The organism is Frankia sp. CeRuru1 (genome assembly GCF_977966315.1).
On sequence record NZ_CDWWEW010000019.1, the window covers coordinates 1 to 21,575 of the forward strand.

The window sequence follows — 21,575 nt, forward strand, 5'->3', positions numbered from 1 at the left end:
GCCCCCGCCGGCGGCGCCGTGTAGCGGCAGCGCGAGCAGGTAGGGGTCGACGTGGGTGCCGAGGAAGCCGAGATGGCGGTAGAACGCCCGGCCGGGTTGCCGTATCGCGTGGGCGAGCAGGAGCGGCACCCCGACCATGCGATGGACGGTCAGCGACCGCATCACGGCGTCCCGCACGAGTTGGGCGCCGACCCCGCGGCCCTGGTACCGGACATCGACCGCGAGCCGCCCCACGAACATCGCCGGAACGGGTTCGGTGGACCGGCGCGACCACCGGCGTGAACCGGGGATCCGTTCCAGGGCGGCGGTGGCCAGGCAGTAGTAGCCGGCGATCCGGGTACCATCGACGATCACGAACGTGTTCGTCGTCCGGTCCTGCTGGTGTTCGAGGGCGTGGTGGCGCAGCCAGCCGTCGAGCAGGTCGTCACCGCTGTTGAAGGTGAGCCGGTCCGGGCCCTCGGACAGGGCCGCGGGCTTGGCGAGGGGCACTGCGTAGGATCCTTTCTTGGGACCGCGTCGGACCGGGTCGGGATCGCCGGTCGACCGCCCGCCTCCCGGTCGGCCGACCGGGAGGCGGGCAGAGGTGGCGGGGTGCTCCGGCTACTCCGGCTGCTCCGAGCCCGGTTCCTCGTCGAGGAGCCGGCGCAGCCGGGGGGAGTCCGGCGGCGGCGTGTCGAGCAGCGCCTCGAGCTTGCTCCAGTCGGCATCCGGGACGCGGAACAGGCGGCGGTCGGCGAGAACCTCTCGCGCGTATCGCTTCATGGCCTCGACGGCGAAGTCCTCAAGGGACAGGCCCTCACCCTCCGCGGCCGAGCGGATGATCTCGGCTTCGTCCTGGGGTAGCCGTACCGCGAGTCTGTCGTCCCTGGCGGTGCTCATACTGGCAGTCTGCCCTCCGGGTCTTCGGACCCGTTTCCCCGGGTCTCGCTCGCCGACGTGGGTACCACATCCATCGCGGCCGGGTCGCCCGGATGCCCGGAGGCCGGCCGGAGCGCGGATCCGGTCGGCCGCCCGGCATCTCTTCGTACCAGATCTTCGTACCAGAGAGGTCCTACGCCCGTGGCGCTTTCGCCTGTCCCCACCGTCCCGCTCGCGCACGGTGCCCGGATGCCCAGGCTCGGGCTCGGAACCTGGCCGCTGAACGACCGGGAGGTCCAGGGGGTGGTGGAACAGGCGCTCGGGCTGGGCTACCGGTTGATCGACACCGCGCACAACTACGGCAACGAGAAGGGGGTCGGCGCCGGGCTACGCGCCGTCAGCGTGCCCCGCGAGGAGCTGTTCGTCACCACGAAGTTCAACAAACGCTCACACAGCGTCCGCGGCGTGCGCAGGGCCGCGGTGGAGAGCACCCGCCGGATGGGGCTGGACTACCTCGATCTGCTCCTCATCCACTGGCCGAACCCGTGGCGGGATCGGTACGTCGAGGCCTGGAAGGGGCTCGTCGAGCTGCTGAAGGACGGCCAGGTACGCGCGATCGGGGTGTCGAACTTCAAGACGACCCACCTCGACCGGCTGCTGGCCCAGACCGGTGCCGCGCCGGACGTGAACCAGATCCAGCTCGATCCCCGACTCGGCCGGTCCGCGATCCGCGCTTACCACGCGGAGCACGGGATCGTGACGGAGGCGTGGAGCCCGCTGGGCGCCGGCACCGGGCTGCTCGACGAACCGGTGATCGCGCGGATCGCCGCCGCGCACGAGCGCACCCCCGCGCAGGTCGTCCTGCGCTGGCACATCGAGCTGGGCATCGTGGTGGTGCCGAAGTCGGCCAGCCCCAGGCGCCTGGCGGAGAACATCGACGTCTTCGACTTCACGCTCTCCGCCGAGGAGATCGCCGCGATCTCCGGACTGGACCGGGGCGCCGCGGGGGAGGCGGACGCCCTCGACTCCGACGTGTTCGGGCACTGAAGTCCCTGGGAGCTCTGAGTCCCTGGGAGTTCGGGGTCCCGGGACACTCGGGACAAAATAACGTTCCTTATTTCCCATTTCCCTTATGAGGTCATGTCCCGGCGCCAGAAGAGGACGACAGCGACCAGCACCATCGCGGTGCAGTAGACCAGCCCGCGCAGCAGCGCGTCGGCGTAGGGCGTGGCGACGGCGGAGCCACCGGTGGTGATCGCCTCCATCAGCTGCACCGGCAGCCAGGCCCGGGCGGGACCGTAGATGCGCGTGACCAGCATCTCCACCGGCAGCGCGTAGGCGACCGCGACCGCGATCGCCGCGGCGGGCGCGCGGAAGACGATCGCGGCCAGGGCGCCGAGCGCGGCGTAGCCGAGCGATCCAGCGCACAGGTTGACGAAGCTCTTGCCCAGTTCGGCCAGCCCCGCCGCGCTGCTCCAGGCGGCCGTCGACACCCCCTTCAGCGGCGCGAGCGCGAAGGACAACGCGACCGAGACCACGGTCGCCACGGTGATGACGAGGACCACGAACGCCGCCAGAGCCAGCAGTTTGCCGGCGAGAAGCCGGAGCCGGTGCGGCTGGGCGACGAGCTGGTTGCGCAGGGTCCCGTGCGCATGGTCGCCGGCGAGCGACGCGGCGACGACGGACAGGGCCACCACGCCGAGCAGGATGCTGACCGCCTGCACTCCCTGCACGACGCCGTTCGCGGCGGACAGCCCGCTGGCCGTGACGGGGTCGCCATCGAAGTCGTTGTGCCCCACCGAGACGAAGGTCAGAACGGTGCCGAGCAGGGCCGAGGCGATGACCGCCCCCAGCGTCCCGAGCAGGAACCGGGTCCGCAACAGCGGCACCCATTCGGCGCGGAAAGCCGTGATCATGTGGCACCTGCACGGCTCTGGGCCGGGTCGAGCCCGGCTCCCACGGGGGGCACGCTGCCGTCCGGGGTGTTCTCGGAACGGATGAGGTCGCCGTCGATCTCGCCGGTGACGCGCAGGAAGGTCTCCTCCAGGTTCGGCCGATGGGTGCGCAGCGAGCGCAGGGTGATGCCGGCGCGCATCGCCAGTCGGTTGAGGTCCGCGGCCACCCCCTCGCGGGCATGGGCGGTCACCACCGGATGGCGTTCGCCGACTCCCGCGTCGCACGACGGCCCGGGGCAGAGGTCCATCTCGACCCGAAGGCCGGTCTCGCCGAGGAGCCCGGCCAGGCGGCGGGCGTCGTCGTCCCGCTCGGGCACCATGAGGATCCGGGGATCCTCGGCGGCGAGCAGGTCGGTGACGTGCCCCTGGAACAGCATCCGCCCGCCGTTGATCATCACCAGATGATCGCAGATCTGCTCGACCTCGGTCAGCAGATGGCTCGACATGAAGACCGTCATGCCGGTGCCGGCCAGCTGGCCCAGCAGCGCGCGGATCTCCCGGATGCCCGCCGGGTCGAGGCCGTTCGTCGGCTCGTCCAGGATGAGCAGGCTGGGATCGGGCAGCAGAGCGGCGGCGATGCCCAGGCGCTGCTTCATCCCGAGGGAGTAGGCGGTGAACCGGTCGTCGGCCCGCTCGGTCAGGCCCACCTGTGCGAGGACTTCCCCGACTCGCCGCGCGCGATCGGCGCGGCGCCGCCCGCCGATCCCACGCAGCAGGGCGAGCTGGTCCAGATTGCGCCGGCCGGACAGCCCGGGATGGAACGTCGGGCCTTCGATCATCGCCCCGACCCGGCCCAGGTAGCGGGCCGGATGGGAGATCGGCGCGCCCAGCACGTACCCCTGGCCCGCCGTGGGGCGGATCAACCCCAGCAGCATGCGCAGCGTGCTGGACTTCCCGGCCCCGTTCGGGCCGACGAAACCGGACAGCGTCCCGCGCGGCACCTGGAGGTCGAGATGGTCCACCGCCACCCGATCGCCGTACCGCTTGCCGAGCCCGCGGGTCCAGATCGCCGCCTCGGCCGGGCCCTCGGGCGACCGCCCGGCCGGCCGCGGGGGCCGCGCCGCACCGTGGCGGCGACCAGCCACGTTCGATGCGTACGTCGGTTCGGTGACCGAACCCGAAGTCATCGTCTGACAGCCTCCCAGATCATGCATTCAACTCCCGGAGATCGGTCGATCCGTCACCCTCCACCGTGCCTCCGTCATCCACCGTGCTCTATGGGGAGTCGTGCCCGCGGAGGCCGTCGTGGTCGACTAAATGCACGGCCGCTGGCGGGACCGGCAGCGGCACGGGGGCCGATCGAACTCCCGTGCCTCCCGGCGGTACGCACTGGGCGCCGTCGGCGCCGGGCACCGCAGTGGCCGGACCAGTCCCCGGCTCGGGATCCCGGCTCGGGATCCCGGCTCGGATCCGCCGTGCTCAGCAGGCCTAACGAGTGGACCACGGGCACCGTTCCAGCTCCCGGCACTCCGGAGCGCTCGGTGCCGTGGGAATCCGGAGGTTTCCGCCTTGTCCGAAAGAGTGGCAACGTGCCACCATGTTTACTCATTTCCGACGCGTCATCAAACAAGCACTGTGAAAGTCTGGGGCTAGTCTGGGGCTGGAGTAGGTCCGTGCCGCCGCCGAGATTCGCGATCATTCGGCGCAGCACATTGAGTGCGGCGCTCATCGTTCCATCCGTGAGATGGGGTAGCTGTCGTACGAGCCTCCCCGGGGGACCCCGCACGTCACCCGACACAACCGGCGCCCGACGGCTGGACGACAATCTGCACATGGGCGAGACGGCTGGCCTTCGGCGCGGCATCCGGGTGCTGACGTTGCTCGCCAGCATCTCGATCATCGTGATGCTGGTGTTGGCCGTGGTCTCCGCCCTGCGGTCACGTCATGCCGCGACGGAGCGGAGCAGGCATCTGGACCCGGCGGCGACCACCACCGCGATGCTCCTGGCCGACTTCGTCGACCAGGAGAATGCTCTGCGTGGCTACATCATCACCCGGGACCGGGGTTTCCTTGTCCCCTACGACGAGTCCGCCAGCTCCATCCCGGTCCTGATGGCACGGCTGGACGCGTTGCTGGCCGACTTCCCCGTGCTGCGCGCGCGGCACGGGGAAGTCGGCCGGGCGTACCGGGACTGGCGTCGCGAGGTTGTCCAGCCGGAACTGGCCGCGATGACGAGGGGAGACACCGCCGCTGCCCGGAATATCGTGCGCACCAACGCGCGCCAGGACTTCGACCTGCTGCGCCGCGAGGTCGCGGAGCTCGCCGTGGCGATCGACCGCGAGCAGGTCGAGGCGTCCGGGCGGGTGGAGAGTGCCTCCGTGCTGCTGCTGAGCTCGCTGGCCAGTGCGATGTTCGTCATCCTCGGGTTCCTGCTGACCATTATGATCATCTCGCGCCGATGGCTGCTCCGCCCGATCGGAGCGTTGCAGCGATCCGTCAACGCGGTGGCCGCCGGTCGCTACGACACCCGGATTCCCTCCGTCGGCCCCAAGGAGATCGTGGAGCTGGCCGCCGACGTCGAGACGATGCGCGCCCAGCTGGTGCGGCTCGTCCGCCAGAACGAGCGGTCGTGGGAGGCTCTGGCCCAGCAGGGACCCGCCGTGATCGCACTGCGGGACGCGCTCACGCCCTCGCTCCTGCGGGCCCGCGGCCTGGTCCTGCACGGCCGGGTCGATCCGGCCGAGGGCGAACTGGCGGGGGACTGGTACGACGCCTTCGAGCTGCCCGACGGGCGGGTCGCCGTCGTGGTCGGTGACGTCTCCGGTCATGGAGCCGCGGCCGGGGTCTTCGCGTTGCGGCTCAAGCAACTGCTTGACGCGGCTCTGTCGACGGAGATCGATCCCGGTCGGGCCCTGGAGTGGACGGTGGACAACCTCGGTGAGATCGAGGAGATGTTCGCGACCGCGATCATCGCCGTCGTCGACCTGCGGACCGGGGACCTGTCCTACGTCAACGCCGGTCATCCCGACACGCTCCTGCTGCGCCGGGCGGTGCCCGGGAACATGGCCTCGGCGGGCGAGCCGCCCGCGGGCGCGGTGTCGGTGGGCGCGGTGTCGGTGGGCGAGCTGCCCACAGGCAAGGTACCCGCGGACGCGGTGCTTCCCGGCGGGGCATCCTCACGCGAGGTACCCGCTCCGACCGCTCACCTGGTTGGCCCCCGCGATCCCGCCCGGCCGGGAGGCGGCCCCGGTGACGGGGCGGGCGGATCCGCCATGGCGGCTGCTGTTGGACCCGCGCATGCTGTTGGACCCGCCCATGCTGTCGGACCCGCCCATGCTGTCGGATCGGCCCGCGGGTCGGGGGATGGGGCGAACGGTGCCGGCCCCGAGCCCGGGCGGGTGCCGGGACCCGGTTCCATCGTCGGCTCCGGGCTGGGAACGGCGCAGGTCGTTCGGCTGCCTCCGACGGGCCCGTTGATGTCGAGCCTGCTCGCGGAGCCCGGGGCGTGGGGAATCCAGACGCTGCGGCTCGAACCGGGCGACGTGCTCTTCGCCTACACCGACGGACTGGTGGAGGCGCGTGACGAGGCCGGGCGGCAGTTCGGGCTGCACCGGCTGATCGCCGAGATCCTCCGTGATCCCACGCGCACGCCGGTGGCGCTGCTCGACGACGCCTTCGACGCGGTTCGCCGATACGCGCCCGGGCGGCAGGGCGACGACCGTACGGCGATCATTCTCGCCCGCACCGCCCAGTGTGGCTCCACGATCGCGCCCGGAGAGCCATAGCGGCGACATCGGCGTGGTTGCCGGCCATTTCGGGTAGAAGACGCTCATGAACGACGAGTCCGGCCTGGACCGGCCCACCCGCTCGACCCGGTCTCCGCGATCTCTGCGGTCTCTGTTGTCCCGGCTCAGCCCACTGCGGTTGATCGCCGTCGTCGCTGCCGTCGTCGCCATCGTGCTCGTCCTCGCCGGCATCGCCCTGGTGGCGGGATGGCGGCCGAGCCTGCCGAACCCATTCGAGGAGAGGACGGTCGACCGCAGTTCCCCGGCGGTACTGCGCTCCCTGGAAGAGCTGAGCGACTATCACGCCGCCAGCGCCCACTTCGAGGTGGTGGTCGACCTCGAGAAGGACAGCAAGTGGATCCCTGATGCGCTGCGCGGCGAGCGCACCCTGTTCGTCGGGGTCGGCACCGTCGACTCGGTGATCAACTTTGGTGCGCTCGGCAAGGAGGCGGTCACCGTCTCCCCGGACCGTCGTGCGGTCACCATCGAGCTGCCGAACCCGACGCTGTCCAGGCCCGAGCTGGATCTTGACCACAGCTACGTGGTGGCCCGCCAGCGCGGCGCGCTGAACCGCGTCGGCGGGTTGTTCGGTGGGGTCGGCAGCGACCAGGAGCTCTACCGGGCCGCGTCGGCGCGGATGACCGACGCGGCGAGGACGGATGGCCAGGTGCTCGACCTGGGCAGGAAGAACACCACCGCCATGCTGCGCGGTCTACTCGGCGCGCTGGGTTTCACCGACGTCAGGGTGACCTACGCAGTCGACCGCCGCTAGGCGAACGGAGTGCTCAGCCCGTCGCAGTCAGCCTGTCTCAGCCAGCCCGGCAACCACCCGGTCGATCTCGGCCCGGAAATGCTCCGAGATCTTGATGATGTGCGGTTCGCGGAGCAGGTAGAAATGCTCACACGGAACGAAATGGATGTCATGGCTCCCGGTGAGGAATGCCGACCATGCGTCCTCCGGGTCCGGATTCTCCGCCGATCGGTACACGAGGGCCCGGCCGGGCCACGGCCGCGGTCGGTAGAAACGTTCGAGGAGTCGCCCGTGGTTGAAGAAGACGTCGAACTGTTCGAGCCCGCCGAACTGTACGACCCCGGTGAGCGGAATCTGTACCATTTTCTTGAGGGTCGCCTTACTGGTGAAGTTCGCCCGCTGTTCCGGTAGCAGCTTCTGGGTGAACCGCGCCAGCCGGCCGCGGTAACCGCGCGCGTGGTCCTCGGCTGCCTTCGACGGCGCGGTGGCGCCGGTCGACCCGGTGGCGCCGGCCGACTCGGTGGCGCCGGCCGACTCGGTGGCGCCCGACCCGGTGTCGCCCGACCCGGCCGACTCGATTCGCAGCGAGGCCGGCAGGTAGGTGTCCATGATGGACAGGAAACCGACCTCTTCTCCCGCGGCGGCGAGCTGCTGGGCGATCTCCATGGCGATCAGGCCACCCAGCGAGTGCCCGGCGAGCAGGTAGGGACCCCGGGGAGCCAGGACGCGGATGATCTCCAGGTGGCGGCGGGCGGTCCGCGCGACGCTCCAGTCCGGGAAACCCCGCCGCTCCAGCCCGTGCGCCTGGAAGGCGTAGACCGGCTGGTCGTCACCAAGGCGGCGGGCCAGTGAGTGGAAGCCGAGGGCGAGCGCGCCGGCCCCGGCGAAGCAGAACAGCGGCGGCCGCGAGCCGGTGGTGCGCAGGGGGACAACGGTGGGGTGCCGCGGACCCGACTGCTGCGCGAGTGACAGCGCGCGGGCGAACTCGCCCAGCGTCGGCGCGTCGACCAGCGCCGATGACGGCATGGTGATCCCGAGCTTCTCCGCGACCAGGGTGAGCAGCTCGTTCGCTGCCAGGGAGTCGCCGCCGAGCTCCATGAAGTCGTCCCCGATGCCGACCTCCTCGAGATCGAGGACCCGCGTCCAGATGTCGGCGACGACGATCTCCCACTGCGTTCTCGGCCGGGCGGAGACGGCCGGGGCCTCCGGCGGGGGCGGCAGCGCGCCCCGGTCCACCTTGCCGCGTTCGTTGCGGGGCAGTTCCGTCAGGGGGATGATCGTCGTCGGGACCATCCAGACCGGCAGCTTCTCGCGCAGCCTCCGCCGGATCCGGACCGGGGACAGGGTGTTGCCGTGTACCGCCGGCACGACATAGGCGACCAGCCGGTTCCGCGCCGAAGGATGCGCGACGGCGGTGACGACCGCCTCGGCGATCTCCGCGGAGCTCAGCAGCGCCGCCTCCACCTCGCTCGGTTCGACGAGGTAGCCGCGGATCTTCACCGCTGTGTCCTGGCGGCCGAGCAGGACCAGCGTGCCGTCGGGTTCGAACCGGCCGACATCGCCGGTCCGGCAGGTGGTCCGGCCATCGGTGAGCGGGGTGAAGCGGGACGCCGTCATCTCCGTGTTCCCCCAGTACCCGGCCGACAGGTAGGCCGAGGTGACCTCCACGTCGCCCACCTCGCCGGGATCGGCGGGCGTGCCGTCCTCGCGGCGCAGTACCACCTCCTTGCCGGTCGCCGGCAGTCCGGCGGGTACCGTGCCCGCGGGCGGTTGGGTGCCCGGCGGGACCTCGAAGAAGCCGAGGGAGGCGATCTCGGAGGCACCGGACCAGTTCACGTAGGTACACGCCGGTGGCACGTGCGGCCGCAGCGCCGTGATGTCGCGTCCGTAGACGGCCTCCCCGCACGTGGTCACGATCCGTAGGTCGGTGAGGACCTGGTCCGGTTCGAGTGAGCCGATGAGGGAGCGCAGCAGGGACGGAGTGGTCTGCAGCGCGGTCAGGTGCTGCGAGGAGATCCAGTCGGCGAGGCCGCTCAGGCCCGCCGCCCGGGGATCATAGGCATACACCCCGGCCCCGTTGAGCAGACCGAACACCACCACGGTGATGCCGGCGGCGAACGAGTACGGCAGCACGAGGGCCAGCCGGTCGCCCGGCGCGAAACCGAGGCGTTCGGCGCCGGCGTAGGCGTCGCACAGGAACGTGCCGTTGGTCCACACCACGCCCTTGGGCGCGCCGGTTGAACCGGAGGTGAACACGATGCAGGCCGGATCGTCGACCAGCGGCTGCGGCCACCAGACCGCGTCCGCGCCGTTCGCCGCGATCCACCGGGCACCGTCCGCGGCCGCCGTGGCGAGGTCCAGGACGAGGCGGGGGCCGCCCCCGGCCAGCGCGGCGAGCAGGGCGTCCGGATTCACGCTGGATTCCGCCGTGGCGTTCGAACCGTTGGTCCCCACCGGCTGCAGGCCCACCGTCGAGCGGGCCACGGAGCCGTCGCCCAGGTCGGTCAGCAGGGCCACGCAGCCGGCCTGCCGAACGATCTGTGCCATCCGCTCGGCGGGCACCACCGGATCCAGCGGGACGACCGGGCGCCCGGTTTTCAGCACGCCCAGCACGCCCAGCAGGCCAGCCACGCTGTGCGGCAGCAGGGTCGCGACCGGACCGTCCTCGTTCGCGTCGAGGCGGCCGAGGACCGCCATCGCGATGTCATCGGTCCGGCGATCAGCCTCGGCGAAGGTCATGACGACGCCGGGAGAGACCAGCGCGGGCGTGTCGGGCAGGTGCGTGGCGACCTCCCGGAACCGGCTGACCACCGAGGCCGGCAGGTCGTCGAAGTGCAACGCCGGGAAGAACGCGCCACCTTCAGGCGTCGCGACCGCAAGGGACGCGCGCCGACCGCTTTCGTTCAAAGCCACTCCCTCGTCCTGTCCTCTCTCGGCGTCATCGGCTTACGACGGATGACGATGATCTTGTGTCCTGGCCGGTCCTCACCTCGTCAACCGGGTGCGGCTGGTTACCCCTGATCGGGGGGCGGACCTCGAATCCCGTATGGTCACGGATACGCCGGGGCCGGTGCCGGGTGGCTGCGCGATGGGACGGGCCGTTTGTGGTAACCCCGTCCAACAATCTCGTACGGTGCTGCCTCGTACGGTGCTGCAACCGTTCGCTCGTGGTACACGAACAGCCTCCCCAACACGCAGTCCGGTATAGCGCGTGCGACTTTATACCACGGTGCTGTGGCTATCTTATGGTCACTCCCGGTAACCCTCACTCAAGGGGTAGTTTGTCGGTGGTAATCGGGCTTCGGCTATGTCCGGCGCAAACGATTTGCCGTGATCCCGGACTAATTTGATCCCGAGTCGGCGGTTCGGCCGATGGTGCCCGGATCCGGTGCCGCCATTCCGCGGCGTCGCGGCCCGGAGCTCGGGGCGGCTCGCGGCCGCACGATCGCCGGCTCCTCGCTCCAGGAGAGCCGGCCCGCCGCGGCGGGCCGGCGCCGGGCCCCCGCCGCCCGGCTGCTCGGTGCCGGCCGCTGCGACCGTTCGCCGCTTCGGTGTCCTGCCTCACATCCAACAAATTCTTTGCCCTCACTTGCAACAGCAAGGTTGAGCGTCTTAGACTCACTAACTGTGAGAGCGGGAGGCAGTCGCACCGAAGGTGATCCGTCCAGGGGGCGCCTGAGGGGCGGGCGCGTCTCGATCGGCATCGATGTACAGAGATCGGCCCTAGAAAGATCAATCTTTTGGAGGGGGAGCGTCGTGAGCACCTACCTGTGGGACCCGTTTGCCGCGCTGGGGCGCATGGACCGGGAGTTCGACGAGATTGTTCGGCGTGCCTGGGGCCCGCGGCGTCCGGTGCTTACCGGACGGTCGTCGGTCACCGAGTTCGCCGTCCCGTCGGCTGATGTGGTTACCGAGGGAGCGGATGTACTGATCAACCTCGAGCTGCCCGGGGTCGATGTCGAGCGGGACGTCGCGGTCGAGATCGACCGGGGTCGCCTGGTCGTCCGCGGGAAGCGTGCGGCCGGCAGCGAGAGCGAGCACGCTGGTCGCGTGCACCGCGAGCGCTGGCACGGTTCCTTCCGCCGGGAGTTCCGGCTTCCCGAGGGCGTGGACGCGCAGCGGATCTCGGCCACTTACGACCGGGGCATCCTGACAGTCCGTCTCGTCGGCGCGGCGGCGGAGCCCAAGGCGACCCGGATTGAGATCACCCCGGTCGTCCGCGACGCCCGGCCGGCCGAGGTTGCGGAGGGTGGCTCCCCGGGGCTGCCGGCGGAATCCGCGACGCCGCGGCCCGCCGAGCCGGCCACGCCGGTCGCGGCCGGTTCCACCGCCTGAGGAGCGCACCCAGCGTGCGGACGCCGATGTCCGCACGCCGGGCAGCGGTTCCCTCGCACCGGGCGGCATACCCCGCCGGACCGGTCGATCCTGCCGGGACCGCCCGGCTCAGCGGCGGCGCGGTCCGGTGCCGGCGGAGGAGGTCCGTCCCGGGGCGGACCGTCCGGCCGAGCTACCACTCGACGGAGGCGGCACCATCGGCCCGATGTCGCCGTCCGGCGCGGTGTCCAGATCGACGATGACGGGAGCGTGGTCGCTCGTCCCGACACCCTTGCGGGCCGCCCGGTCCACCCAGACCGCGCGCACGCGGCCCGCCACGTCGGCGGTCGCCAGAGCCAGGTCGATGCGCATCCCAAGGTTCTTCGGGAAACACAGCTGGCGGTAGTCCCAGTAGGTGTAGACGGCGTCGTCGGGCCAGCGGGCCCGCAGCACATCGATGAGCCCGGCGTTGACGAGTTCTGCGAGTGCCGCGCGTTCCGCCGGGGTGACGTGGGTGGCGCCCTCGAACTGGGTGATGTCCCAGACGTCGGCGTCCGTTGGCGCGATGTTGAAATCACCCAACGCCATCACCGCGCCCTGGGCCGTGGCCTCGGCCACCACCTCGCGCAGCGCGGCGAGCCAGGCCAGCTTGTAGGCGTAATGAGGGTCGTCGATGGTCCGGCCGTTGGGTACGTACAGCGACCAGATCCGGATGCCGCCGCAGGTCGCGGCGATGGCGCGAGGCTCGGGACCGGGAAAGCCCGGATCGCCCGGAAGACCCCGCGCGACGTCGTCGAGGGTGTCTCGGGACAGGATCGCCACGCCGTTCCACCGGCCGTCGCCGTGATGGGCGACCCGGTAGCCCCGGCGGAACAGATCCTCGTCGAACAGCTTCAAGAAGGCGTCGTCCGACAGCTTCGTCTCCTGCAGGCACACCACATCCGGCTCGGCCCGGTCGAGCCATTCGATCAGGCGGGCCTGCCGAGCCTTCGCAGAGTTGATGTTCCACGTCGCGATCCGCACATCTGTTGACGGTAGTCCCAGGGTCCGACAGGTCTGCCGGGCATGTCGGGTCTGGGATGATGGTCGTCATGGGAATGAGCCGGCGTGTCGACGATGACATTGTCGACAGTGTCATCGTCGACAATGACGCTGTGGGCCGAGGCGCTGTTGCTGGCCGGCCGTACGTCATCTGCAGCTGCGCGATGTCGTTGGACGGGCACATCGACGATAGCTCGGATGAGCGGCTGATCCTCTCCAGTGCCGCCGATCTCGACCGGGTGGACGAGGTGCGTGCCGGCTGTGACGCGATCCTCGTCGGCGCGGCCACTGTCCGGCGGGATAATCCCCGCCTCGCCGTGCGCGCGCAGCACCGTCGGGCGGCGCGGGAGGCGGCCGGGCGTCCGCCCACGCCGATCAAGGTCGTGCTGTCCGGTGGGGGAGATCTCGACCCGAGCGCTCGGCTGTTCACTACCGACCCGGTCGAGACGATCATTTACCGTCGGGCCGGATCGTCGTTGGCGATCGCCGCGCCGACCTCGTCTCCCGAGCTGTCAACGCCGCAATCGGCGTCGGCGGCGATCCGCACCGCGCCCGCTGCCCGCACCGAACGCGCCACCTTCACCGCGCGCGTCATCCTGGTCGAACTTCCCGGTCGGCCCCGGGTCGAGGTCGCCGCCATCCTGACCGATCTCGCCCGGCGCGGCGTCCGCCGGCTGCTGGTGGAGGGTGGTACCTCGCTGCATACGGCCTTCCTCACCGCCGGCCTGGTCGACGAGCTGCATCTTACCGTCGCCCCGTTCTTCGTCGGCGAGCGCGATGCGCCGACCTTTGTGGGACCGGGGGTCTTCCCCAACGACGTCCGCTCGCCCCTTCGCCTCGTCGAGGTCCGACAACTCGACAATGTGGTTTTTCTTCGGTATCTGGCACTGACGTCTCACTAAACGCCGTGACCGGCGGCTCGATCGCCTCCGGACCACGAAAGGACCACGCGGTCGTCGAGCCCACGCCGAGTCGACGGCACCGATGTCGATGCGGAACGTAATACTTGCCTCACTTCATGTCGTGGCTTCGAGGTGCGTCCGGGACGGCGTTCCCGGAGCATGGCCGGCCCCTGCGGAAGGGCGATGATGCGGGCGGTACGGGCGGTACGGGCGGTACGGGCGGCGACCATGGCGGGCACGATGGCTGCCGCCCTCATCCTGGCGATGGTTCCGGCGAACGGCGCCGCGGCGCGACGGCACGCGGCCCCGGGTGGGCCGGTTGCGCCGGTGGATCTGGGCTTTCCATCCGGGTACTTGTTCAGTACGGCGACAGCGATCAACGACCGGGGAGAGGTCGTCGGCATCGGCTCCGCGGGCTCCTACGACCTCCACGGCCTGCGATGGTCGGACAGCGCGGTGACGGCGCTGCCGGACGGGGCCCCCGGGCCATCGCGGATCAGCAACGCAGGCCAGGTGACAGGCTTCCGCCCCCACCGCGGCGCCCCCGACACCGGATTCGCGTTCCGGCCCGGCGGCGTTCTCGTCGATCTCGATTTCCGGGTCGAGGACCAGAACGAGCGTGGCCAGGTGGTCGGGACCAGAACCACGTTCACCGCGCCGCCTCGTGCCGTGAGCTGGTGGCGTGGCCGGACCGTCGATCTTGGCGCGCCGTCGGGTGCCGCCAGCTTTGCCGTGGCGGTGAGTGACAGCGGACAGGTCGCCGTTCGGGTGGACGAGGGGGGCCGTTCCCGCACCGCCCGGTGGACCCGAGGGCGGTGGACCGATCTGCCCGACCTGCCCGGTAGTGTCGGGAGCTGGGCCGCCGACATCAACGATCGTGGGGACGTCGTCGGCTGGGCCCAGACCGCCGATCGGACGATGCACGCGGTCGTCTGGCGGGGTCGGAGGATCATCGATCTTGGCACGCTGGGCGGTCGTGGCAGCCTGGCGACGGCGATCAACGACGCCGGGCAGGTCGTCGGTTCGACGTTCGACGGCAACGGTGGCGGTCGCGGCTTCCGCTGGGAGGACGGCCGCGTGACGGATCTCGGCACCCTCGGCGGCCCTTCCAGCACGCCGGCGGCGATCAGCGACCGTGGCGACATCGTTGGCGTCAGCAGTACGCCCGACGGCGCCGAGCACGGATTCCGCTGGTCCCACGGTCGGATGGTGCTCCTGGGCGATTTCGGCGGCGGCACCAGCCGCGCCGTGGCGGTCAACAACCGCGGTCAGGCCGTCGGTTCCGCCCGCCTACCCGACGGCGGCACCCGTGCGGCCCGCTGGAACTGATTCGATTTCCACCACCCGCCCACCGCATTTCCTCGTTCCCCGGACCGGTCGGTGTCCGGATCCAGCACGCTCCAACCCGTCGTGGCGCCGTCTCGTGGCCGTCAGCTTTCGGACATGTTGCGGAAGGGGCGGGAAAACTCCCTCTGCACAGGCACACTATGGTGCGTCTGGCGATCGAAGGAGCGAGGGAGAGTGCTGGTGGTTCCGACCCCGCTTCACGTCACCACCCCCGCGGGGGAGGCGACGCTCACCGGAGACAAGCCGGTCGTGGTGGGGCGGGCCCGTACGGCCGACATTGTGATCAACGATGGCCGGGTGTCGCGCCGGCATCTGGTGCTGCATCCCGACGTCGGCGGATGGCGGATCGAGGACATCAGCGCCAACGGTCTATGGCGGGATGGCTGCCGTGTGGGCGGTCTCGCCGTCTCCGGGGAGCTCCGGCTCCGGCTCGGCGCGGTGGACGGACCCGAGGTGGTGCTCGTTCTGCGTCCGGCCCCGCCGATGATCCCGCCGACCGCGCCGACCCATAGCCCGGGCGGGGCACCCATCCCCCTTGCCGGCCCGTCGTCACCGTCGTCACCGCCGTCGCCGTCTTGGCCGTCGCCGTCGCCGGGGGCGGCGGTGCCGGGCGCGGAATGGTGGTCCGAACCGGCGCCGGGCGCTGCGTCGGCGCCCGTCCCAGCGGCGCCTGCGCAGTCGGGCGGGCCCGACTCGGCCGTGGGGCAGGCGACGATCGTGCACGACCGGCGGCGCGTGCATCCGCTGACGATCGGACGGGTGCGGATGGGCCGGTCCCGCGACAACGACATCAACGTGGGCGACCTGCTCGCGTCCCGCCATCACGCCGAGCTGCACATCTCGGTGGCCGGTGTCGAGCTCGTCGACCTCGCTTCCGCCAACGGCACCTTCGTCAACGGTCACCGGGTCACCCGGGCGCGGGTGATGCAACGCGACATCATCGCCATCGGCCATCATCTGTTCCAGCTCGAGGGAAACTCGCTCGTCGAATACGTCGATTCCGGTGACGTGGCCTTCGAGGCGCAGGCGCTGTCGGTGTGGGCCGGCACCAAGCAGCTCATGCACGACATGACCTTCCGGCTGCCGGGCCGTTCCCTGCTCGGCGTCGTCGGACCGAGCGGGGCCGGCAAGTCCACGCTGCTCAACGCTCTCACCGGCTTCCGACCGGCGGACCGGGGATCGGTGATCTACGCGGGACGTGACCTCTACGCCGAGTATGACGAGTTGCGACGCCGGATCGGGTACGTGCCGCAGGCCGACCCGCTGCACGACCAGCTGACCGTGCGTGAGGCTCTGCTGTACGGCTCGGAGTTGCGTTTCCCCGCCGACACCACCGCCGAGGAGCGGCGGGCCCGGGTGGAGGAGGTCATCGGCCAGCTTGGACTGACCGCGCACGCCAACACACCGGTCTTCCGGCTTTCCGGCGGCCAGAAGAAGCGCACCAGCGTCGCGCTGGAGCTGCTCACCCGGCCCTCTCTGCTGTTCCTGGACGAGCCGACCTCCGGCCTGGACCCGGCCAATGACCAGTCTGTGATGGAAACCCTGCGGGGCCTGGCGAAGGGCGGCGGCGCCGGCTCCGGCGACGAGACCGGCCGGACCGTCATCGTCGTCACCCACAGTGTGCTGTTCCTGGACCTGTGCGACTTCATCCTCGTGCTCGCGCCCGGCGGGCACGTGGCCTACTTCGGGCCTGCGGACGGGGCGCTGCGGTTCTTCGGCAAGGAGGACTTCCGCGAGTTCGCGGCGGTGTTCCGCGAGCTCGAGGCCACTCCGGGTGAGGAGATGGCGGAGCGGTTCCGGGACTCGGAGTTCTTCGTACCCTCCGCGATCGTGGCGCCCGCGGTGCGCAAGGCACCGCCGGAGCTGCCCAGCGTGCGCCAGCAGCCGGTCCGGGCCCAGCTCGCGACGCTGACCCGACGGTACTGGCGGGTCGTGCTCGCCGACCGGTCGTACCTACGGCTGATCATTGCCTTCCCGTTCCTGCTCGGCGTCGTCCCACAGGTGATCCGCGCCCCGGACGGGCTGCGTGCGTTACCCCAGGCGCCGAACACCGACGCGACGAAGGTTCTCCTCGTCCTGGTGCTGTGTGCCTGTTTCATGGGCATGGCCAACTCGGTCCGGGAGATCGTCAAGGAGCGGCCGATCTACCGGCGGGAACGCACGATCGGGCTGTCCCGCACCGCCTACCTTGGATCAAAGATCATTCTGCTGACCGGGATCACCACCGCCCAGTGTCTTGTCTTCACCCTGATCGGGCTGGTGGGCCGGACCCCGCCGAGGGCGGTCGTGCTCGGCTCGCCGGTGCTGGAGTGTCTGATCGCGGTGAGTGTCGCGGCGCTCGCCTCGATGATGATCGGTCTGCTGGTCTCGACGCTGATCGACAACGCGGACAAGACCATGCCGATCCTGGTCCTGGTCACGATGGGTCAGCTGGTGTTCTCCGGGGGACTGACCTCGCTGGTCGGGCGCCCCGTGCTGGAGCAGATCAGCCTGCTCGTCCCGGCCCGCTGGGGGTTCGCGGCCCTGGCGTCCACGGACGATCTCAACGACGTCAGCAAGTTCGGTAACGAGACCCTGCGGACCGACCCGGCCGACGGGCTGTGGAAGCACAGCGTGGCGATCTGGGTCCTCGACATCGTGATCTGCGTGCTGATCGGTGTCGTGGCACTGATCCTCACGGCCGTCATGCTGCGCCGGATCGAACCGAAGGTCACCCGGCCGACGGGTGCCGGGCTAGGGCCGGCCACCGGTTCGGGTTCGGGTTCGGGAGGGTTGTCGGGTCCGCGGCTGTACGGCACCGGGGTCCCGCCGGCGCACGGTTCCAGGACCGGCCGGTCCATGCCGTTGCGCGGCTGAGTGGTTAGTCCGTCCCCCTAGCCCACGCCCCGGACCAGGTATCCCGGCGACTTCCCTCGCGAGCCGGGCCGCGAGGGAAGTCGCTATACCCCTATCTGTGGGCCGGCGCGGCGCGAGTGGTCGCAAATCCAAAACCTCCGCAGCAACCGGTTATCGTGGCGATAAGGTGAGCTGACCGAAGTTCGCTCGCGGTGGGGGATGGGGCATGGAGATCGTCTTCTTGTGCGAGCAGTATCCGCCGATCATCTGGGACGGGGCGGGAGTCTATACACACGACATCGCTCACGCACTGGTCGCGCTCGGTCATCGGGTTCATATCCTCTGCGCGCAGGGACGCTACCGCACGGATGAGGATCATGACGGGGTGATGGTGCACCGGCGGCCTCTCCTGCGGTTGCCCGTCACCAGGTTTCTCGGCCCACTCGGCCGGTCGTTCCAGGGGGAGAACCATCCTCGCGATTCGCTCTCCCTGCGGTTCGTTCTCGCGGTTTCCTATGCTTTCTGGCTGCGTCGTCTCGGTCTGCGTCCCGACGTGATCGAGACTCAGGACGGCGAGACCCGGGGCCTGCGTACCGCCCTGCGCCGCGACATCCCCCTCGTGATCCACCTGCATACCCCGACGATGATGGATGTGCGCCTGCGGGACGGCCGGCTGCACGGCAGGGGCGCGGTGGCCGACCGGATCGACCGGTTCTCCGCTCTGCGCGCCGACGCGCGCACCGCTCCCTCCGAGCTGATCGTCACCACGCTGCGCGGTTTCGGCTGGCTGGATAGGGACACCGACGCGGACGTCATTCCTTACCCGTTCGACCGGTCCCCGTACATGGAGGTGGCGTCGCCCCAGCACACCGACCCGACGTTGCTCGTCGTCGGACGGCTCGAATGGCGCAAGGGGCTGGATGTCCTGATCGAGGCGGCCGCGCTGCTGAAGAAACGGGGTGTCGAGGCGACGGTGGTCTTCGCCGGTCAGTCCTCGGGCACGATCGAGGGTGTGGCGACCGGGACCTGGCTGGAGCAGCAGGCGGTCAAACTCGGCGTCACCTGCCGTTTCGCCGGCCACCTGACCCGTCCCGAGCTGGTCAAGGCCTATGAGGAGGCACGGGCGGTCGTCGTGCCGAGCCGGTTCGAGAGCTTCTCCATCGCGGGTCTCGAGGGAATGGCCTCGGGGCGCCCGGTCGTCGCGACCGCGACAACCGGGGTGGCCACCTGGGTGGCGAAATGGAAGGGCGGCACGGTCGTCCCGCCGGAGGACGCCCCCGCACTCGCCGACGCCCTGGAACCCTTCCTCACCGACCCGGAGTTCGCGGAGACGGTGGGTGCCCGCGGTCGGGTCGGCACCGCCGAGCTCGAGCCGTTGCGTATTGCCGCCCTGCGCGAGAAGGTCTACCAGAAGGCCATCGACCGTTTGCGGGCGCGCCACGGAAAAACCTCCGCCGTGGCATGAGGGTGGCGACCCGGATCATCGATTGCCGGTCACGAACCTGATCCAGGCGAAAACCCTAGGGTGGGGTCATGAGCGGTCTGTGCGGTGTCTCCCTGGAACATCCGATCATGAACGCGGCCGGCACCTGCAAGACCGCCGAGGATGTCGAAACGTTCGCCCGGTCGGCGGTCTCGATGATCGTCGTTGGTTCGATCACCAGAGAACCGCGGTCAGGCAACTCCGGCAACGTCTACTGGCCCGGCCGAGTCTACTCGTTGAACGCGCTCGGGCTTCCCAACCGCGGACTGGACTACTATGCCGCGCATCTGCCCGGCATGGTGCGGCGCGCTCACCTGGCGGGCAAGCCGTTGACCGTCAGCGTCGCCGGGTTCGGTGTCGACGAGTACCGCGAGATCTCCGCGGTCGTGGCGCGGACGGGGGTCGATCTGATCGAACTGAACCTGGCCTGCCCGAACGTCTGGGACGGCGGAACGCAGAAGCGCATCGCCTGCTTCGATCCCGGGCACACCGCGACGATCTGCACGGCGGTGGGCGACACGCTGGTGGCGCAGGCTGGTGCCGATCCGGCCCGACGCGTCCCCTACGGAGTCAAGATCTCGCCGTTCTCCGATCCGTCGGCTCTGGCGGAGCTCGCAACGGTGATCGATGAGGTCGCCGCGCGTCCCGGTGGCCCGCGGTTCGTCACGGCGGTGAATACCTTCCCCAACGCCTTCGCCGTCGACGAGGCGCACCGACCAGTCGTCGACGTCGAGCTCGCCGGTATGAGCGGGCCGGCGCTCAAGCCCGTCGGGCTCGGTCAGGTGCGCCAGCTACGCCGCCTGCTCCCGGAGAGTGTGGACATCGTCGGGGTCGGGGGTGTGACCGACGGGCGCGACGTCGCCGACTACCTGCTGGCCGGGGCCACCGCGGTCCAGGCCGCCACCGCGTTCTGGAACCGTGCGGAGGATCCGGCCGTCTTTGGTGCCATTCTGTCCGACTGGATCGACCACACCGACCCGACCGTCCCCTGAAAAGGGTTTCATGCGTATTTTCCGTACATCTTCCCAGCATATTTTTTCACGTCCTCGGCGCGGGAGCCCATCGCCGGATCAGCCTCTGGCCGCCGCGTTTCTCGGTGTCGCTCGGCCTGGCTGGTCGGCGGTGTTCTCCGGGCCGCTTCCCGGGACCAGGGAGATCCGCCGGTCCGGCGGTGGAAACGTCAGCCGGAACGTGAAGGCGGTGGCGGTCGGACCGTGGGCCCGCAGGTGACGAACCCGGTCCTCGGCCTCGTCCGTCCCCGGCCGATGCCCGGCGGGTACCCACCACAGGGCGTTGGTCGTCCGCTGGGTGGGATGAAACCACTCGCGCCGACGGCGTAGGAACGCCCCGTGGCCGCTACGGAAGACGAAGTTGGCCAGCGCCTCCACCGACTCCCAGACGGTCAGGTTCACGATGATCGCATGGTCGCCGTCGCCCTCCCACACGAACGTGCGTACGACGGTGTCGCCATCCTCGGCCCGCAGGCGCCAGACGAAGCCAGGCTGCCCGTCGCCGAGCGTATTGGTGGAAGTGAGACCGGCGACGAAGTCGGTCAGCGCGGAGGAGCCGGGCGGCGCGAGCAGTCGGGCGATGTTCACCTGGGCCAGATGGTAACCCGTCATGAAGGCAGCCTAGGGAGGTTGTCGCGCCGCCGCCAGGAATATCGGTCAATTACCGGTCGATCATGATCGGCGAGTTGGCGGGTGCAATTTCTACCAGTTTTTCGATGCCGCTCGGAACAGCCGGCGAACAGTAACCCCGCCACGAACAGGCCGGCCGATGCCGATGCCTGCCGATCGGCGCCCCATCGTGGGGCTGTCAGGTGATCCGTCAGGTGGTGTCGCCGCCGAGGGCTCCGCTGGAGCCACCCGGATGGACTCACCCGAGTCGATCATGAGCGCCTCCCACCTATTGGCAACGTCGAAGCTACTCTCCGTAGTCGGAGGTGCCGGGAGGGGAAGATCCCAAGATCCCGGGGCGGGCTGTGTCATTTGCGTGGAAGCGTGTTTCTCCGCGGAAATCAGCCTGAGTGCGGATCGCTCGAGTTCGGTCGGTGATCCGATTTCGGTCCTCGCTGACCGAAATGGCCTCCACTGCCGACAGTATTTGGTCATTTTCCGCTAGCAATGGGGGAGTCATGGGAAGTTCCGCAAGGAGAAAAGCCGCAGTTGTCGCTCTGTCCACGACGGCGGCTCTGGTTGTCGCCGCGGGGCCCGCGGCCACGAGCGCGTTGGCCTCCGATGGTCACGACGGCCCGAAGGACAAGCGCGTCACCAAGCACGTCGTCAAGGAGCACTGGACCAAGATCCGCTGGGAGAAGGAGAGCTGGGACAAGAAGGTCTGGGACGCTAAGGACAAGAAGGT

The 21,575-nt window shown here is 70.0% G+C and carries 16 protein-coding genes and 1 pseudogene; 10 read left to right on the top strand and 7 right to left on the bottom strand.

Annotated elements, in window-relative coordinates; translation table 11 throughout:
• Together AC08OP_RS02725 and AC08OP_RS02730 are read right to left on the bottom strand one after the other, a co-directional pair.
• Positions 1-489: GNAT family N-acetyltransferase (locus tag AC08OP_RS02725; protein ID WP_476605485.1), on the bottom strand; the 489-nt coding region annotated here is incomplete at its 3' end.
• Positions 490-600: 111 nt separating this feature from the next.
• Complete coding sequence (locus tag AC08OP_RS02730; protein WP_462188512.1) at positions 601-879, bottom strand: type II toxin-antitoxin system TacA family antitoxin; 279 nt, start codon at positions 877-879, stop codon at positions 601-603.
• A 180-nt stretch (positions 880-1,059) separates the two neighbouring features.
• Here AC08OP_RS02730 and AC08OP_RS02735 point away from each other — a divergent pair, with 180 nt between their 5' ends.
• Positions 1,060-1,905 (top strand): aldo/keto reductase, encoded by an 846-nt coding sequence (locus tag AC08OP_RS02735; protein ID WP_476612740.1) that lies wholly within the window; start codon positions 1,060-1,062, stop codon positions 1,903-1,905.
• 83 nt (positions 1,906-1,988) lie between these two features.
• On the opposite strand, the gene AC08OP_RS02740 is transcribed toward AC08OP_RS02735, so the two are convergent.
• Both AC08OP_RS02740 and AC08OP_RS02745 read right to left on the bottom strand, forming a co-directional pair.
• Complete coding sequence (locus AC08OP_RS02740) at positions 1,989-2,774, bottom strand: ABC transporter permease subunit (RefSeq protein ID WP_462188479.1); 786 nt, start codon at positions 2,772-2,774, stop codon at positions 1,989-1,991.
• The gene (locus tag AC08OP_RS02745) at positions 2,771-3,940 is read right to left on the bottom strand and encodes an ABC transporter ATP-binding protein (RefSeq protein ID WP_476612741.1); all 1,170 of its coding nucleotides are present in this window, start codon (positions 3,938-3,940) and stop codon (positions 2,771-2,773) included. Before AC08OP_RS02745 ends, AC08OP_RS02740 begins: the two co-directional genes overlap by 4 nt.
• Positions 3,941-4,585: 645 nt before the next feature.
• Between AC08OP_RS02745 and AC08OP_RS02750 the strand changes: the two genes are divergently transcribed.
• Together AC08OP_RS02750 and AC08OP_RS02755 are read left to right on the top strand one after the other, a co-directional pair.
• A complete protein-coding gene (locus AC08OP_RS02750; protein ID WP_476612742.1) occupies positions 4,586-6,538 on the top strand; it encodes a PP2C family protein-serine/threonine phosphatase in 1,953 nt (650 codons plus the stop codon).
• A 46-nt stretch (positions 6,539-6,584) separates the two neighbouring features.
• Positions 6,585-7,310, top strand: a complete 726-nt coding sequence (locus AC08OP_RS02755; RefSeq protein ID WP_476612743.1) for a DUF4230 domain-containing protein — start codon at positions 6,585-6,587, stop codon at positions 7,308-7,310.
• Between the two features lie 27 nt (positions 7,311-7,337).
• Here the strand turns inward: AC08OP_RS02755 and AC08OP_RS02760 are convergent, their stop codons facing one another.
• A complete protein-coding gene (locus tag AC08OP_RS02760) occupies positions 7,338-10,202 on the bottom strand; it encodes an alpha/beta fold hydrolase (RefSeq protein ID WP_476612744.1) in 2,865 nt (954 codons plus the stop codon).
• 843 nt (positions 10,203-11,045) lie between these two features.
• Between AC08OP_RS02760 and AC08OP_RS02765 the strand changes: the two genes are divergently transcribed.
• Positions 11,046-11,624, top strand: a complete 579-nt coding sequence (locus AC08OP_RS02765; protein WP_476612745.1) for an Hsp20/alpha crystallin family protein — start codon at positions 11,046-11,048, stop codon at positions 11,622-11,624.
• A 108-nt stretch (positions 11,625-11,732) separates the two neighbouring features.
• On the opposite strand, the gene AC08OP_RS02770 is transcribed toward AC08OP_RS02765, so the two are convergent.
• On the bottom strand, positions 11,733-12,626 hold the full coding sequence (locus AC08OP_RS02770) for an exodeoxyribonuclease III (protein ID WP_476612746.1): 894 nt from the start codon (positions 12,624-12,626) through the stop codon (positions 11,733-11,735).
• A 68-nt stretch (positions 12,627-12,694) separates the two neighbouring features.
• On the opposite strand from AC08OP_RS02770, the gene AC08OP_RS02775 reads away from it, so the two are divergent.
• The 5 genes from AC08OP_RS02775 (at position 12,695) to AC08OP_RS02795 (ending at position 20,203) form a co-directional block, all read left to right on the top strand.
• Positions 12,695-13,546, top strand: coding sequence for a RibD family protein (locus AC08OP_RS02775; RefSeq protein WP_476612759.1), 852 nt, complete (start codon positions 12,695-12,697; stop codon positions 13,544-13,546).
• Positions 13,547-13,732: 186 nt separating this feature from the next.
• Positions 13,733-14,875, top strand: coding sequence for a hypothetical protein (locus AC08OP_RS02780; RefSeq protein WP_476612747.1), 1,143 nt, complete (start codon positions 13,733-13,735; stop codon positions 14,873-14,875).
• 192 nt (positions 14,876-15,067) lie between these two features.
• Positions 15,068-17,749 (top strand): ATP-binding cassette domain-containing protein, encoded by a 2,682-nt coding sequence (locus tag AC08OP_RS02785; protein ID WP_476612748.1) that lies wholly within the window; start codon positions 15,068-15,070, stop codon positions 17,747-17,749.
• Positions 17,750-17,954: 205 nt separating this feature from the next.
• Entirely contained in the window at positions 17,955-19,193 is a 1,239-nt protein-coding gene (locus tag AC08OP_RS02790; protein ID WP_476612749.1) for a glycosyltransferase family 4 protein, read from the top strand.
• Between the two features lie 68 nt (positions 19,194-19,261).
• A complete protein-coding gene (locus tag AC08OP_RS02795; RefSeq protein ID WP_476612750.1) occupies positions 19,262-20,203 on the top strand; it encodes a beta/alpha barrel domain-containing protein in 942 nt (313 codons plus the stop codon).
• A gap of 78 nt (positions 20,204-20,281) precedes the next feature.
• Here the strand turns inward: AC08OP_RS02795 and AC08OP_RS02800 are convergent, their stop codons facing one another.
• A complete protein-coding gene (locus AC08OP_RS02800) occupies positions 20,282-20,833 on the bottom strand; it encodes a DUF3291 domain-containing protein (protein WP_476612751.1) in 552 nt (183 codons plus the stop codon).
• Between the two features lie 515 nt (positions 20,834-21,348).
• On the opposite strand from AC08OP_RS02800, the pseudogene AC08OP_RS02805 reads away from it, so the two are divergent.
• A pseudogene (locus AC08OP_RS02805) lies at positions 21,349-21,575 on the top strand (hypothetical protein); the annotation flags it as partial.